Consider the following 14,433-nt stretch of genomic DNA (forward strand, 5'->3'; position numbering starts at 1 on the left):
TCATGCGCTGGGCGACGAACTGGATCATGTGCTTGAGCAGATCAGCATCTGCCCCTTTCTCGGCAAGCTCGCTCAATGCGATAGTGCTCTGGGTCATCGTGGTTTCCTTGGTTGGGGGTTAGGTCTGCAAACTCAACCTTAACCAAGAACCACGATGGCCTTCCTCTCACGCCTGACGGCGCTTCGGCTAGACCTCAGTTACACCACTTCCCGGGACACGATCGGCACTGGGCGCACCAACAGAGCGATATAGGCCGCGCAGAATGCGCAGAGGATCAGAGCCAGGCAGATTTTTCTTGTTGATTTCACAGCCGTTCCACCGCCCTTCAAGGAGAAGCATGGTGGATCGAGACTAAGGAAAAGCCGCAATGCCTGGCCTCGTCCGAATGGACTACGACTCTCTCTGTCTTAGTACTTCCATTCATTGCTTGAATGCCGCCAGTCTGCGTTCCTGGTTGCCTTTGTAGGGTGGACCACGCTTCACCGGTCCACCCTGCGGAGCCCCACCCGACACTGTGGTGATTTGCGTGAGTGGCCGCTCTTCCGTGTTTGGGAGAGGTGCATTCGGGGCAACGGAGTTGTCCTTGGCGAATGAATTCGCCCCTACAGTCCGTGGAATGTCGGGCGGAGCTCCGCGGAACGCCGCCCGCCCCATCCTACGATTACTCGCCAGACTCAGAACGAAAGCGCCCTCCCCAACACCTCGCCGCGCGGGTCGCCATCGCGGCTCACCAGCGCGTAGTTGTAGCCGTCCCTCGACCAATACCTGGCTTCCAGCTCGCCATCGCGGCGCTGGCCGCTGCGCATACGCGGGTAGAGCGAGCCAGGCGCCCGCAGGTAGAGGCTGACCCGCTGCCCCTGGCCGTCCTCGAACAGCAGCAAGGCTGCGGCACCCTGCTCGGTCACCAGCCAGCGGCCGCCCACCGGCGTGAAGCCGTAGGGGCTGAGGTCGGGAATTCGCGCCGCATGGCTGAAGCGCTGGTCAAGCCAGGCCTGCAACTCGCTGGATTGGCGGGCGCGGATATCCACGACCGGGTTCAGGGCGAACAGTCGGTGGGCCTGCAAGGCGTCCTGCATGGGCGGATTGGCCGCCAGCAGGCTCATCTCCCGCGCCTGCCAGCCGCCCAGGCCACCCGTGCCCAGGGCCAGCACGAAGGACGCCGCCAGGGCCAGGCGACGCCGCTTGCGGGCGCGCATCGACGCCCGTATCGCCTGCGGATCGAGGCGCGGATTGGGCGCCATGCCGTGGCGCGTCAGGGCCGCCCGAAGCTGCTGGGCGTCGCGCCGCCAGGCCTCCACCTGGGCGGCCACCTGTGGATTGGCCGCCAGGTAGGCCTCCACCGCTTGGTGCTGATCGGCATCGAGCTGGCCATCGAGATAGGCGTGCAGGTCGTCTTCGCTGGGATGGAATGCGTTCATTTGAGTACCCGCAGCTGAGGGTTGGACATCTCGCCCTCGGCCAGTTCGCGCAGCGCCTTGCGTGCGCGGGACAGCCTGGACATCACGGTACCGATGGGAATACCCAGGGTCTCGGCCACCTCCTTGTAGCTGAGCCCTTCCACGCTCACCAGCAGCAGGAGCGCGCGTTGCTCCGCCGGTAACCGGCCGAAGGCCTCCAGGGTGGCCTGGTTGACCACCAGCTCCTCGGTGGACGGCGCTTCCTCGCCGCAAACACCGAAGAACTCCAGCAGCCGCGCATGGCGGCGGGCCCGGCGCTGGCCATCGAGGAACTGCCGGTAGAGGATGGCGAACAGCCAGGCGCGCAGGTTGCCCTCGCCCTTGCTGCCCCAACGGGAAAGCGCCCGCTCCAGGGTCGCCTGGACCAGGTCGTCCGCGCTGCTCGCATTGCGCGTCAGCCACAGGGCGAAACGCCGCAGCCGCTGTAACAACTCCCGCAGTTCCGCGTCATCGATCATGTTCATGGTCAGGTCTTGTGTCTCTCTCGCCTGGGGTGCGACGGGAAGACGCGCGAGCCGGAAACTTATTCCCGGACGGGAATAAGACATCGCCCGGCACGTCTCACCGGCTCATGGACAGGGCACAACGCCCGGGAGTATCGCATGAGCAACGCAACACCCAAGGGGATCGACCTGGCGGCTCGGCTGGCCTTGATCGGAGTCGCCGTTGGCGGCCTGGCCGCAGCCTTCGCCTATGCCGGCGGCTGGATCGGCGGCGAGCGCCTGACCCCACAGCACATCATCGACGCCTTCGAGGCCAATGCCGGAAAATTCCCGGGCTATCGCAAGAACCATGCGAAAGGCATCTGCATCAGCGGCCACTTCGAGAGCAACGGCCAGGCAGCCGACCTGTCCCGCGCCAGTGTCTTCGCCCCCGGCCGGGTCCCGGTGATCGGCCGCTTCGCCATCGGCGGCAGCAACCCCCATGCAGCGGATGCCGGGGTGCCTGTCCGCAGCATGGCGCTGTTGTTCCTGCTGCCTGGCGGTGAGCAATGGCGCACCGGGATGAACAGCCCGCCGGTGCTGCCGGTGGCCACTGGGCAAGCCTTCTACGAGCAGGTGCAGGCCTCGCGGCCCGATCCCGCCACCGGCAAGCCCGACCCGGCGAAGCTGCAGGCCTTCTTCGCCGCCCACCCGGAATCGGCCGCCTTCCGCGAATGGGCCAGGAACAGCAAGCCGAGCAACAGTTTCGCCAATATCCCCTACCACGGGATCAACGCCTTCCGCCTGCTGGACACCGCCGGCAACGGCCGCTTCGTCCGCTGGTCGGTACAGCCGGAAACGCCGTTCGAACCCCTGGGCGATGCCGGCAAGGACCCGGACTTCCTCGCCCATGACCTGCAACAGCGCCTGGCCCGGGGCCCGCTGCGCTGGCGCCTGCTACTGACCCTGGCCGAACCTGGCGACCCGACCGGCGATGCCACCCGCCAATGGCCGGCGGACCGCCGCCAGGTGGACGCCGGCACCCTGGTGGTGGAACGGGCGGAGCCCCAGGACCAGGGTGCCTGCCGTGACATCAACTACGACCCGCTGGTGCTGCCGGACGGCATCCAGGCCTCCGACGACCCGCTCCTCAGTGCTCGCTCGGCCGCCTATGCCGTCTCCTACAACCGCCGAACCCGCGAAGGTGCCCCCCAAGCCGAACAAGGAACCCAGCCATGAATGCGCCGACCCATTTCAGCCCGCTGCTGCGGATCATTCACTGGCTGATGGCGTTCCTGCTGCTGGCCATGCTCTTCATCGGGGTGAGCATGGTGGTCGACCTGTCGCCACGCCACAGCCAACTGGTGGCCCTGCACAAGCCGCTGGGGCTGCTTCTGCTGGTGCTGGTGCTGCTCCGCCTGGCGGTGCGCCTCACCAGCCCCACGCCGCCACTGCCCCGCGACATGCCCGGCTGGCAGCGCCGCGCCGCCCGCCTCTCCCATGTGCTGCTCTACGCCCTGATGCTGGCAATGCCACTGGTGGGCTGGGGCATGCAGTCCGCCGGCGGCTATCCGGTGGTGCTCCACGACTCCCTGGTGCTGCCGCCCATCGTCCCACCGGACGCACGGCTCCATGCCCTGCTGCGCCTGGCCCACACTGTACTGGCGTACCTGCTGTTCATCAGCATCCTGGCGCACCTGGCGGCGGCCCTCTACCACGCCCTCATCCGCAGGGATGGCGTGCTCTCGAGCATGACCACCGGCAGCGGCATCCCTTCGATGCCTGACGGTCAGTAGGCGCGGGACTACCCGCAAAACCCCTCTCCAGCAGGAGAATCCGCCATGAGAACCCTTGTCGTCGCCCTGAGCTTGAGTCTCACCACCAGCGCCGCCCTGGCCGCCAGCAACGGCCAGGAATCCCCACCGGTCACCCAGTACGAGTACGGAGTCCACCTGGATATCGCCCGGGTGGTGGAGATGACCGACCTGTCCACCTTCTGCGGTATAGGGCCGGCGCGCATGACCTATGAAGACAGCCAGATGCAGACGAAAGTCCTCGAGTACCTGGTCTGGGGAACCGGGTGCAAGAACGACTACTGATCACGGCACCACGCCGTATCCTGCGTAGGAGCGAGCTCTGCTCGCGAGCAGAGTTCGCTCCTACGTCCTTCGGCCGGGGCAGGATCGTCGAGATCACCATCAGCCCCAGCGCGCCGGGCGAGGCACGTGGCCAGCAATTGGTCTAGGTTGAGTGCAAGCCACAGGAGACAACCATGACCCAGCGCATTTCCCCCTTCGACCCGGGCGAAGCGGTGCCCTGGTTCACCAGCGGCACCCCGAGCCGCGAGCGATTCACCTTCGACACCATCGCCGGGCGCTATATCGCCCTCTCCTTCCTCGGTTCGTCCGCGGACCCGACGGCCGCGCGGGTGCTGACCGACCTGCTGGCCCGCCGCGAGCATTTCGACGACAGCCGTGCCAGCTTCTTCGGCGTCAGCGTCGACCCGCGTGACCGCGAGCAACGGCGCGTCCGCGACCTGCTGCCGGGCATCCGCTTCTTCTGGGACTTCGACCGCGCCGTCTGCAATCTCTACGGCGTACAGCAGCCCGGCGGCGCCGTGCGCCAGATGACCTATCTGCTCGATCCGCGCCTGCGGGTGATCGCCGTGGTGCCGATCCCGCCTGGCGGTGTCGGACACCTGGATACCCTCCTCGCCCTGCTCGAGGCCCAGGAGCCCATCCCCCCCGTTGCGCCCGCCCGGCCCCAGGCGCCGGTGCTGGTGGTGCCGCGCATTTTCGGGCCGGCCCTGTGCCGGGAACTGATCGATTACTACGAGCACCACGGTGGCACCGACTCTGGCTACATGATCGAACGCGACGGTAAGACGGTGGAGGTGCTCAAGTACGACCACAAGCGCCGCCGCGACCGCGCCCTGGACGACGAACGCCTGCGCCAGTGCTGCATACAGCGCATCACCTCACGCCTGCTTCCGGAGATCCAGAAAGCCTTCCAGTTCCAGGCCACGCGCATGGAGCGCTACCTGGTGGCCTGCTACGACGCCGAGGAAGGCGGCCATTTCCGCCCGCACCGCGACAACACCACCAAGGGCACCGCCCACCGGCGCTTCGCCGTATCGCTGTTCCTCAACAGCGGAGAATACGAAGGCGGCTGCCTGCGCTTTCCGGAGTTCGGCCAGAGCCTCTACAGCGCGCCCACGGGCGGCGCCGTGGTGTTCTCCTGCTCGCTGCTGCACGAAGCCACGCCGGTCACTGCCGGCAAGCGCTACATGTTCCTGCCCTTTCTCTATGACGAGGAAGGCAAGCGCATTCGCGACGAGAACCAGCACTACCTGGAAATTCCCAGAGAGCAATGACGGGAGTGCTGGCTTATCATCCCGCGCCTTCGAATGACTGATGGATCGAACCCATGACCCACGAGACTCTGCTTCAGGCCCTGCTGGCCGCCGACATGCTGTTCATCGACGACCTGCACGCCTGGGAATTCGAGGTAGACGAAACCCTGGTGGAAGCCCTCGAAGCCGGACAACCGGGCGAGCCCGAGGCCCAGCTGCTGCGAGTCGAATGCATGGATGGCCGCACCCGCCGCGAATGGCGCTTCACCCAGGCCGCCGTGCAGGCCGCGCGCCTGGATGCCGAGAACGCTTGCTGGAAACTGGCCGGTGCCGACGGCGAGCATGCGCTGCGCTGCCTGGATGCCTTCGGCAGCGATGCCGAGGATGAGGACGAGCAGGAGTAACGGCCGGCCCCCTCCCACAAGGCAACGCCCGGACCCGGTGTCGCGGGTAGGGTGCGCCATGCGCACCGATCGCGGGTTCGGCCCCTGCGCCTCGCTCAACCCTTGGTGCGCGCGGCGCACCCTACCTGGTCCGCTCCGTCGCTCTAGGGCGTAGGGTGGAAATCCCTTTGGGGATTTCCACCTTCGGTGCCTTGCATGGCCTCGCTGGTGGATAGAAAAGCGCTATCCCCCTACACGGCCGACACGACACCGCCCGGTGGGAGCGAATTCATTCGCGAATGAATTCGCCTGATCCACCCTTGCAAGGCCTGGCCAGGAAGAATGGCCTCAGGTCAGCACATTGCGGATGAACCGCACCACGACCTCGCCGTCGTTGGCATAGGTGTAGGGCTGGTCGCTGCCGAACACCAGGAAGTCCCCGGCGCCCACCTGCTGCAGATCCTCGCCGCGCCGGACGCTGAGACGGCCTTCGATCACGTAGATCATCTCCTGCCAGCCCTCGGCATCGGGCTCGGCGGTGTAGCGCTCGCCCGGCCCCAGCGACCAGGTCCAGAGTTCCACTTCGCGGCGCGCGGCAGCGCTGGCCAGCAGGGTCGCGCGGCTCGAAGGCATGCTGCCGACCCAGGCCACGGCATTGATGCGTGAGCGGTCGGGGCGGTCCGGCCGCTGCACCAGGTCGGGAAAAAGCACGCCGAGGGCGGCGGCGATACGGTCCAGAGTGGCCAGGCTGACATTCACGTCGCCACCCTCGATGCCTACCAGCATGCGCCTGCTGACGCCCGCGGCGCTGGCCAGGGCTTCCTGGCTGAGGCCCGCCGCACGGCGCAGGCGGCGGACGTTCTCGGAGACATGTTCCAGGACGTTGGGGCGTTCATCCGATTTGGGCAACATATTGCTCACACCCTTAGTTTTGCGCATTATGTTGCACATAACCATTCCATCACGCCAGCCCCCCTAACCTCTTGCCGGATCAGCTGCCATGCCATCGCTGTCGAGTCGCCTCGCGTCGACCCTCCTCCCCGTTTCCGTCCTGCTGGTGGCCATGGCGTCCATCCAGAGCGGTGCGTCCCTGGCCAAGAGCCTGTTCCCGGTGATCGGCGCCCAGGGCACCACCACCCTGCGCCTGGTGTTCGCCGCCATCATGCTCGCGCTGATCCTGCGCCCCTGGCGTACCCGCATCAGCAAGGAGTCCCTGATTCCGCTGGTCATGTACGGCCTGGCCCTGGGCAGCATGAACCTCCTGTTCTACATGTCGCTGCGCAGCATTCCCCTGGGCATCGCGGTGGCCCTGGAGTTCACCGGCCCCCTGGCGGTGGCGCTGTTCGCCTCGCGGCGGGCCATCGACTTCGTCTGGATCGGCCTGGCAGTCGCGGGGCTCTGGCTGCTGCTGCCGCTCGGCAAGACCGAGGGCCACCTGGACCTGACCGGCATGGCCTATGCCTTGGGCGCGGGAGTCTGCTGGGCGCTCTACATCCTCTACGGCGCCCGTGCCGGCAACGACCACGGCATGCAGGGCGCGGCACTCGGCGTGCTGGTGGCGGCCCTCTTCATCGCCCCGGTGGGCATCGTCCACGCCGGCGCCGACCTGTTGCGCCCGGAACTGCTGCCCGTGGCCCTGGGGGTCGCGCTGCTCTCCACCGCCATCCCCTACACCCTGGAGATGGTCGCCCTGACCCGCCTGCCGGCACAGACCTTCGGCACCCTGATGAGCATCGAACCGGCGTTCGGCGCGCTGTCCGGACTGATCTTCCTCGGCGAGCACCTGTCGGCGCTGCAGTGGCTGGCCATCTGCTGCATCATCCTCGCCTCCGTCGGCTGCACCCTGACCGCCGCACCGCGTCAGCAGGCCCAGCCGCTGGTGCCGGCGGACTGAATCCTGCGAAGAAGCTCTTGCGCGAGACGGGTGATTCTCCGCACGCTATAGCGATCCGGTCCGCGCCTTACAGGTACCCCAATGAACAGACTTCCCTATGTCGCCACCGGCTGCCAGCCGGTCAACTGGCAGCTCGACCAGATCGTCAGCGAGCTGCGCGACGCCCGCGCCCAATGGCGCAGCCAGCATGGCCGGTTGCAGGACCGCGGCGGCCGCGAACTGCCCTCGCGCATCACCGTCGGGCATATCATCGAAGCCCTTTCCGGTGCCCTCTTCCCCATGCGCCTCGGCCCGGCGGACCTGCGCGAAGAGAGCGAGGACTTCTACGTCGGCCACACCCTGGACGTGGCGCTCAATGCGCTGGCCGGCGAAGTGCGCCGGGAACTGAGCTATGCCGCGCGGCACAACGGCGCCAGCGGCGACGACATCGCCTGCCAGGCCATCGAGATCGTCAAGGGCTTCGCCGCTACCCTGCCGAAACTGCGGGTGCTGCTGGATACCGACGTCCTGGCCGCCTTCCAGGGCGACCCGGCGGCACGCAGCGTGGATGAAGTGCTGATCTGCTATCCGGGCGTGCACGCGGTGATCCACCACCGCCTGGCCCACTACTTCTACCAGGCCGGCCTGCCGCTCTTGGCGCGGATGATCGCCGAGATCGCCCATTCGGCCACCGGTATCGACATCCACCCCGGCGCGACCATCGGCAAGAGCTTCTTCATCGACCACGGCACCGGCGTGGTAATCGGCGAGACCGCGATCATCGGCGAGCGGGTGCGCATCTACCAGGCGGTGACCCTGGGCGCCAAGCGCTTCCCGGCGGACGAGGAAGGCAACCTGCAGAAGGGCCAGCCGCGCCACCCGATCGTGGAAGACGACGTGGTGATCTACGCCGGCGCCACCATCCTCGGCCGCATCACCATCGGCAAGGGTTCCACCATCGGCGGCAACGTCTGGCTGACCCGCAGCGTGCCGGAAGGCAGCAATATCACCCAGGCCAACCTGCAGAACGAAAGCGGGGTCTGAGGCTCCACCCATCGCTGTGGGAGCGATTTCAATTGCGAATGAATTCGCTCCCACAGTTGTAGGCGGCGCCACAAATGAAACCGGCCCCATCAGGGCGCAGGGGGGAAATCGCTTTTCATTTCCACCATTCGATGCCCGGCCGAGCCGCCCATGGTGGACCGGTGAAGCGTGGTCCACCCTACGCGACTGGGAGCCGGTGACGGATGAGCCGCCTCAGCGCAGCTTGTCCACCATCGCCGCTACCACCGACAGCACATCCTTGCCCAGCCGCTTGGAACGTTCGCCATTCCAGGCCGTACGCGGATGCGGGTTGTCGTCGTGGTCCTTGAAGGGCATCTCGATGGTGAAGGACAGGCAGTCGAAGGCCATGCCCACGGCATTGCAGGCCAGGGTGGTGTTGGCCTTGCCCGGCTCGTCGCGGGGGTAGCCGAATGCGGTCTGGAACTCCGCCCCCATCTCCACCAGGCGCTGGCGGAACTCGCTTTCCAGGGCTTCCAGGCGCGGCGTGTAGCCGGGGTTGCCTTCGCAGCCGGCGGTGAACACGTGGGGGATTTCCTCGTCGCCGTGGATGTCGAGGAAGAGGTCCACACCCACCTTGCGCATCTGTTGCTGGACGAAGAACACCTCGGGGGTCTCCGTATCATCGGCGGACTGCCAGGCACGATTGAGATCCTTGCCGGCGGCATTGGTGCGCAGATGGCCGCGGAAGGCGCCGTCCGGATTCATGTTCGGCACCAGGTAGAGATCGGCCTTGGCCAGCAGGGCGTCCATCTCGGCGTCATCACTGCGCGACAGGCGCTCGATCACCCCTTCCATGTACCACTCGGCCATGTGCTCGCCCGGATGCTGCTGGGCGATGATCCAGACCTTGCGCTGGGCCCGCGGGTTGCGGCTGATGCGCAACAGCGGGATCTCGCGGCCCTCGATGCTCTTGCCGATGGCGACCACCTCGGCGCCGGTCTTGTCCAGGGCCTCGCTGATCAGCCAGTCATGGCGGGCGCGGCTGTAGGGTTCGAAATAGGCGAACCAGATCTGCTCGTGGGTCGGCTCCAGGGCGAAGTGCAGGCCCTTGTCGTCGAAGCTGCTGGGGACGCGGAACCAGTTGACCTGGTCGTAGGAAGCGGCGGCGTTGTAGCCGGTCCAGGCATGGGCGTATGCCGACTGCGCGGCGTTGGTCAGGCTGAAGCCGTAGCGTTGGCCGGGGGTTAAGCCTTCGACCTTGAAGTGGAACCACTGGAAGTGGTGGCTCTTCAGGTCCGGACGCATGGCCAGCAGCACCTGCTGCGGGTTGCTGGCGTCAATTACTTCGATGTTGCCGCTGTCGAAGTCCGAGCTGATCTTCATGGATACCTCAGGGGCGGTGTTTCACGGTCGGGAAAGGATCGCAGGTCCTATCGCCAGGGGAAATCGTCGGGGCGACATCGGCGGATAGCCGGCGCGCCCCGCGCAGTGATCACTCGCCCCGGTCTTCCAGGCGAGCCAGGCGCGCTTCCAGGTCGGCGACCCGGGCTTCCAGCTCTTCGATGCGGGCATCGGCAGCCGCGCGGGCCTCGCCCCGCTCCGGCTGGCTGGCGCGGGCCTCCAGCAGGGCCTCGAGGTCGGCCGGCTCGCCCATCAGGTGCATGTAGCGGTCTTCGCGCTGGCCACCCTGGCGCGGCATCAGCACCACCAGGCCACGGCCGATCAGGCGTTCCAGCTGGTGGCGGACATCTTCGGTGTCATCGAAGTCGGCCATGCGATTGCTGCGGGTCAGCAATTCGCCCAGGGTCTGCGGGCCGCGCAGCAGCAGCAGGCCGATCAGGATCAGCTGCGGCTGCACCAGTTCCAGCGCCTTGTCGGCGCGCTGCTCCCAGCGGTCGGCGCGACTGCCCATCACCAGCTTCACCATGCCGCGCGCCTCCAGGTTGCGCAGCGCCTGCCCGGCCTGGCCAGGGGTAACGTTCATCACTGGCTCGCGGCTGGTCTTCTGGTTGCTGGCCAGCACCAGGGCATTGAGGGTCAGCGGGTAGGACTCGGGGGTGGTGGCCTGCTTCTCGATCAGGCTGCCGAGGAGCCGGGCCTCGATGGCGTTGAGGGGGGATTCGGCGAACTGGGCATGGATCTCGGTGGACATAGCACTATCCGTCTGCTGAAAAGTGCCACTAGCCTAGTCCCCTGCAGCTAGGGAGAAAAGCGTTGCACCAGGAAGTCGATGAGCGCCCGCACCTTGGCCGGCAGCCGGCGCCCCGGCGGGCAGACCGCGTAGATCTGCGAACTGGGCAGCGGAAAGTCCTGCAACACTTCCACCAGGCGGCCGCTGGCCAAACTCTCCTGCAACAGGAATCGCGGCAACGACACCAGCCCCAGGCCATCCACCGCTGCCTGCACCAGCACCTCGCCATTGTTCGCGATCAGCCGCGGGCGCACTGTCACCGAGCGCCATTCGCGGCCCACGAGAAATTGCCACTGGCTGCTGTTGGCGCGGTTCTTGTAGCCCAGGCACCGGTGCTCGCGCAGGTCGTCCGGCACAGCGGGAATGCCTTGCCTGGCGAGGTATTCGGGGCTGGCGCAAACTGCATGGGGGCAAGGCCCCAGTTCACGGGCCACCAGCGTGGAGTCCGGCAGCCGGCCGATGCGCAGGGTCAGGTCGTAGCCCTCGTTGACCAGGTCCACGTAGCGGTCATTGAGGTCCAGTTCCACCTCGAGGCCCGGATGGGCCTGCATGAACTCGTTGAGGGCAGGCGACAGGTACTTGAGACCGAAGGACATGGGCGCCGCCAGGCGCAGACGCCCGCGCAGCTCGCTCTGCAGGCTGCGGGTGGCCTCCTCGGCTTCGGCCAGGTCGCGAAGAATGCGCTGGGCGCGCTCGAAATAGTCCAGGCCGGTTTCGGTGAGGCTGAGACGCCGGGTGGTGCGGTTGAACAAGCGGCACTCCAGGTGCCGCTCCAGCGCGCTCATGCGCCGGCTGACCACCGACTTGGCGATGTTCAAGCGTTGCGCCGCGGCCGAGAAACCGCCGGTCTCGACCACTACCACGAATACCCGCATGTCTTCGAACAGGTTCATCTCTGGCTGCCAATGAGGGGCGATAAGCCTTTATCGCAGGTTAGGAGGGTTTGGGCATTGGCATTAGTGCGCACTGCATAGGCTGAACCGCTGTAGGGGCGAACTCATTCGCCAAGCAGGCCGAAGGCCTGCCCTGAGAGGCCACAGGGGCAGCTTCGCTGCCCTTGGCGAATGAATTCGCCCCTACAGAAAAGCCCCCCTACAGGAGAATCACTCGCCCCTCTACTACTGCCACCGGCACCGCCTCCAGCCGGCTGCCTGCGCAGGGGCCCTCGATGCAGTAGCCGTCCTCGAAGCGGAACATGGCGCTGTGATGGGCGCACATCAGTACCTGGCCGCGGTAGGTGCTGAACTCCCCGGGGCGGTAGTCCAGGCCTACGGAAAAGTGCGGGCAGCGATTGCGGTAGGCCCAGGCCTCGCCGCCCCGTCTCACCAGCACCAGCGGCTGGCCGTCCGCCGGCGCGTCGAGAGCCAGGGCGCCGCCGTCGGCGATTGCCTCCAGCGCACAGAGCAGGCTCATCCACGCAGCTCCGGATTGCCCAGGCCCCAGTTCCAGGGACGGATCTCGATATGCTCGAAGAGCCCGGCGCGCACATAGGGGTCATCGCCGAGAAAGGCCTGGACTTCCGCCAGGCTCATGGCCTCCACCACCAGCAGGGTGCCGTTCATGCTGCCATTGCCGCTGTCCAGGGTGGGCCCGCCCAGGCGCACCACCACGCGATGCGGATAGGGGTTGCGCAGGTGTTCGCGATGGGCCGGGCGCACCTGGTTGCGCAAGGCGAGCCGGTCCGGCTTGTCGGTGGCGAAGACGGCGAAGTACTGGTTCATGCGCGCTCCAGCACGAAGTCGTAGGCGGCCAGGCGGAACGGTCCGTCGAAGTCATACCGCGCCGCCAACGGGTGGTCGGCCTGGCAACGCTGGTAGACGACCTTGAGGGAATCCTTCACGCCGAACACCACGTCCGACTCCAGGTAGGGGTCGTCATGGTTGAACAGATGGGTGACCAGGGTGCGGCGGCCCTCGCCCATGACCATGAAGTGCAGGTGCGCCGGGCGCCACGGGTGGCGATCGCTGGCCTGCAGCAGGCGGCCGACCGGCCCGTCGGTGGGGATGGGGTAGCTCACCGGGACTATGGTGCGGATGGCGAAGCGGCCTTCCTCGTCCGTGCGGTAGCGGCCGCGCAGGTTGCTCAGCGGCTGTTCCGTGTCCTGGCCGGAGTACATGCCGTTCTCGGCGGTCTGCCAGACATCCAGCACGGCATTGGCGATGGGCTCGCCGTCGGTACCCAGCACCCGGCCCAGCACCAGGGCCGGATCGCCAGGGGTGAAGGCCATGTTCTCGCCATGGCCGCGTTCGGGCATGCCGGCAATGTAGAAGGGGCCGAACACCGTGGTCTCGGTGGCGGCCTCACTGGCGCGGTGGTTGAGGGCGTCCACCAGCATGGACAGGCCGAGCACATCGGACAGCAGGATGAATTCCTGGCGCACGGCGCCATCGCACATCTTGCCGGTATCGGTGAGGAAGCGAATGCCTTCCAGCCATTCGTCCTCGGTCAGCTCCACCTCGCTGGCGAAGGCGTGCAGGTGGCGCACCAGGCTCTGCAGGACCAGGCGCAGGCGCGGATCGGGGGTGTCGCCGAAGGCCGCGACGGCCCGGGCGGAAATTCTGGCCTCGTTGGGCGGGATGTTGTTCATCTTGTGTTCCCGTGGGTCGGTGACGGCGAATGGCGCGGGAGCTCCCTCTCCCCCGGCCCCTCTCCCTGAAGGGAGAGGGGAGCTTGTCCTATGCAGGACCAAGCCCCTGCCAGGCGCGCAGCAGCATGGCTTCGATGGCGTCCCGCTCGAAGGGGCGCGGGTTGTAGTAGGGGCTGGAACAGGCGATCTCGGCGGTTTCCGCCGGGCCTTCCTCGGGCAGGCCGATTTCCGCCAGGGAGGCCGGGATACCCAGCTTGCGGTTGAGGGCGAAGAGCAGCGGCCCCACCTCCTCCGCCTCTTTCCCGCCCAGGGCGCGGGCTGCACGGCGCAGGGGCTCGGCGGCGGCTTCGCGGTTGTAGTGGGCGGCATGGGGCAGCACCACCGCGTGGGCCTGGGCATGGGGCAGGTTGAAGGTGCCGCCCAGGGTGTGGCAGAGCTTGTGGTGGATGGCCATGCCCACCGAGCCCAGGCATATACCGGCCAGCCAGGCGCCATAGAGTGCGCGGCTACGGGCTTCGGCGTCCTGCGGATCAGCCACCACGCCGGGCAGGGCTTCGGCCAGGGCGCGGATGGATTCCTCCGCCATCAGGGTGATGATGGGGTTGGCGTCCTGGGCGTAGAGGGCTTCCACCGCGTGGGCCATGGCGTTCATGCCGGAACAGGCGGAAATGGCCGCAGGCAGGCTCAGGGTCAGCTGCGGGTCATAGACCACCGTCTTCGGCAGCACCCGCACATCGCGCCCGGTCTTCTTCAGGCGGTTTTCGGTCAGGCCGTAGATGGGTGTCATCTCGGAGCCGGCGTAGGTGGTGGGCACCGCCAGGATCGGCAGGCCCGACTCCAGGGCGATGGCCTTGCCCAGGCCGATGGTGGAGCCGCCGCCGATGGCCACGCAGCAATCGGCACCCAGGGTGGTGGCCTCGGCGCGGGCGGCGCGGGCCACCTCGACCGGCACATGCATCACCGCCTGCGGATAGACTCCGGCGGCGCGCTCGCCAAGGATGGCCGCCACCCGCTCGCCGAGGTGGCGCTGCTCGGGGGTGGTGAGGATCAGCGCACGGCGCGCACCGAGCCTGTCCAGTTCCTCGGCGAGGGATTCCAGCCTGCCCCAGCCGAATACCACGCGGGATGCCAGGCCTTGGTAGATGAAGGGATTCATGCTCAC

General features: G+C 67.1%; 17 protein-coding genes. 7 read left to right on the plus strand and 10 right to left on the minus strand.

Annotated elements, in window-relative coordinates; translation table 11 throughout:
* Positions 1 to 675 precede the first annotated feature (675 nt).
* A complete protein-coding gene (locus tag ACFPU0_RS09670) occupies positions 676 to 1,419 on the minus strand; it encodes an anti-sigma factor family protein (protein WP_377692712.1) in 744 nt (247 codons plus the stop codon).
* Complete coding sequence (locus ACFPU0_RS09675; protein WP_377692714.1) at positions 1,416 to 1,922, minus strand: sigma-70 family RNA polymerase sigma factor; 507 nt, start codon at positions 1,920 to 1,922, stop codon at positions 1,416 to 1,418. Before ACFPU0_RS09675 ends, ACFPU0_RS09670 begins: the two co-directional genes overlap by 4 nt.
* A 138-nt stretch (positions 1,923 to 2,060) precedes the next feature.
* On the opposite strand from ACFPU0_RS09675, the gene ACFPU0_RS09680 reads away from it, so the two are divergent.
* The 5 genes from ACFPU0_RS09680 (at position 2,061) to ACFPU0_RS09700 (ending at position 5,636) form a co-directional block, all read left to right on the plus strand.
* Positions 2,061 to 3,119: a catalase family peroxidase gene (locus ACFPU0_RS09680; protein WP_377692715.1), complete on the plus strand. Its 1,059-nt coding sequence runs from the start codon at positions 2,061 to 2,063 to the stop codon at positions 3,117 to 3,119.
* On the plus strand, positions 3,116 to 3,676 hold the full coding sequence (locus ACFPU0_RS09685) for a cytochrome b (protein WP_377692717.1): 561 nt from the start codon (positions 3,116 to 3,118) through the stop codon (positions 3,674 to 3,676). Before ACFPU0_RS09680 ends, ACFPU0_RS09685 begins: the two co-directional genes overlap by 4 nt.
* A 45-nt stretch (positions 3,677 to 3,721) precedes the next feature.
* Positions 3,722 to 3,979 carry a DUF2790 domain-containing protein gene (locus tag ACFPU0_RS09690; RefSeq protein ID WP_377692718.1) on the plus strand — a complete coding sequence of 86 codons (258 nt, stop codon included), beginning with the start codon at positions 3,722 to 3,724 and terminating at the stop codon, positions 3,977 to 3,979.
* A 173-nt stretch (positions 3,980 to 4,152) separates the two neighbouring features.
* Positions 4,153 to 5,253, plus strand: a complete 1,101-nt coding sequence (locus tag ACFPU0_RS09695) for a 2OG-Fe(II) oxygenase (protein WP_377692719.1) — start codon at positions 4,153 to 4,155, stop codon at positions 5,251 to 5,253.
* A gap of 53 nt (positions 5,254 to 5,306) precedes the next feature.
* Positions 5,307 to 5,636: a DUF5629 family protein gene (locus ACFPU0_RS09700; RefSeq protein ID WP_377692720.1), complete on the plus strand. Its 330-nt coding sequence runs from the start codon at positions 5,307 to 5,309 to the stop codon at positions 5,634 to 5,636.
* 327 nt (positions 5,637 to 5,963) lie between these two features.
* Here the strand turns inward: ACFPU0_RS09700 and ACFPU0_RS09705 are convergent, their stop codons facing one another.
* Complete coding sequence (locus ACFPU0_RS09705; RefSeq protein ID WP_377692721.1) at positions 5,964 to 6,554, minus strand: helix-turn-helix domain-containing protein; 591 nt, start codon at positions 6,552 to 6,554, stop codon at positions 5,964 to 5,966.
* 61 nt (positions 6,555 to 6,615) lie between these two features.
* Here ACFPU0_RS09705 and rhtA point away from each other — a divergent pair, with 61 nt between their 5' ends.
* Positions 6,616 to 7,509 carry a threonine/homoserine exporter RhtA gene (rhtA, locus tag ACFPU0_RS09710; protein ID WP_377692722.1) on the plus strand — a complete coding sequence of 298 codons (894 nt, stop codon included), beginning with the start codon at positions 6,616 to 6,618 and terminating at the stop codon, positions 7,507 to 7,509.
* An 81-nt stretch (positions 7,510 to 7,590) separates the two neighbouring features.
* Positions 7,591 to 8,532 carry a serine O-acetyltransferase EpsC gene (gene epsC, locus ACFPU0_RS09715; RefSeq protein ID WP_377692723.1) on the plus strand — a complete coding sequence of 314 codons (942 nt, stop codon included), beginning with the start codon at positions 7,591 to 7,593 and terminating at the stop codon, positions 8,530 to 8,532.
* A gap of 213 nt (positions 8,533 to 8,745) precedes the next feature.
* On the opposite strand, the gene ACFPU0_RS09720 is transcribed toward epsC, so the two are convergent.
* The 7 genes from ACFPU0_RS09720 to ACFPU0_RS09750 form a co-directional block, all read right to left on the minus strand.
* Positions 8,746 to 9,876, minus strand: a complete 1,131-nt coding sequence (locus ACFPU0_RS09720; protein WP_377692725.1) for a M14 family metallopeptidase — start codon at positions 9,874 to 9,876, stop codon at positions 8,746 to 8,748.
* Positions 9,877 to 9,985: 109 nt separating this feature from the next.
* Positions 9,986 to 10,645, minus strand: a complete 660-nt coding sequence (locus ACFPU0_RS09725; RefSeq protein ID WP_377692727.1) for a YceH family protein — start codon at positions 10,643 to 10,645, stop codon at positions 9,986 to 9,988.
* Between the two features lie 47 nt (positions 10,646 to 10,692).
* The gene (locus ACFPU0_RS09730) at positions 10,693 to 11,577 is read right to left on the minus strand and encodes a LysR family transcriptional regulator (protein WP_377692729.1); all 885 of its coding nucleotides are present in this window, start codon (positions 11,575 to 11,577) and stop codon (positions 10,693 to 10,695) included.
* A gap of 199 nt (positions 11,578 to 11,776) precedes the next feature.
* A complete protein-coding gene (locus ACFPU0_RS09735; protein ID WP_377692731.1) occupies positions 11,777 to 12,097 on the minus strand; it encodes a Rieske (2Fe-2S) protein in 321 nt (106 codons plus the stop codon).
* Positions 12,094 to 12,405, minus strand: coding sequence for a YciI family protein (locus ACFPU0_RS09740; protein ID WP_377692732.1), 312 nt, complete (start codon positions 12,403 to 12,405; stop codon positions 12,094 to 12,096). Before ACFPU0_RS09740 ends, ACFPU0_RS09735 begins: the two co-directional genes overlap by 4 nt.
* Positions 12,402 to 13,271: an intradiol ring-cleavage dioxygenase gene (locus ACFPU0_RS09745; protein WP_377692733.1), complete on the minus strand. Its 870-nt coding sequence runs from the start codon at positions 13,269 to 13,271 to the stop codon at positions 12,402 to 12,404. Before ACFPU0_RS09745 ends, ACFPU0_RS09740 begins: the two co-directional genes overlap by 4 nt.
* 88 nt (positions 13,272 to 13,359) lie before the next feature.
* Entirely contained in the window at positions 13,360 to 14,427 is a 1,068-nt protein-coding gene (locus ACFPU0_RS09750; RefSeq protein ID WP_377692734.1) for a maleylacetate reductase, read from the minus strand.
* Positions 14,428 to 14,433: the final 6 nt, after the last annotated feature.

The organism is Pseudomonas sp. GCM10022186, from assembly GCF_042656385.1.
In the GTDB taxonomy this organism is placed as follows: Bacteria; Pseudomonadota; Gammaproteobacteria; order Pseudomonadales; family Pseudomonadaceae; genus Metapseudomonas.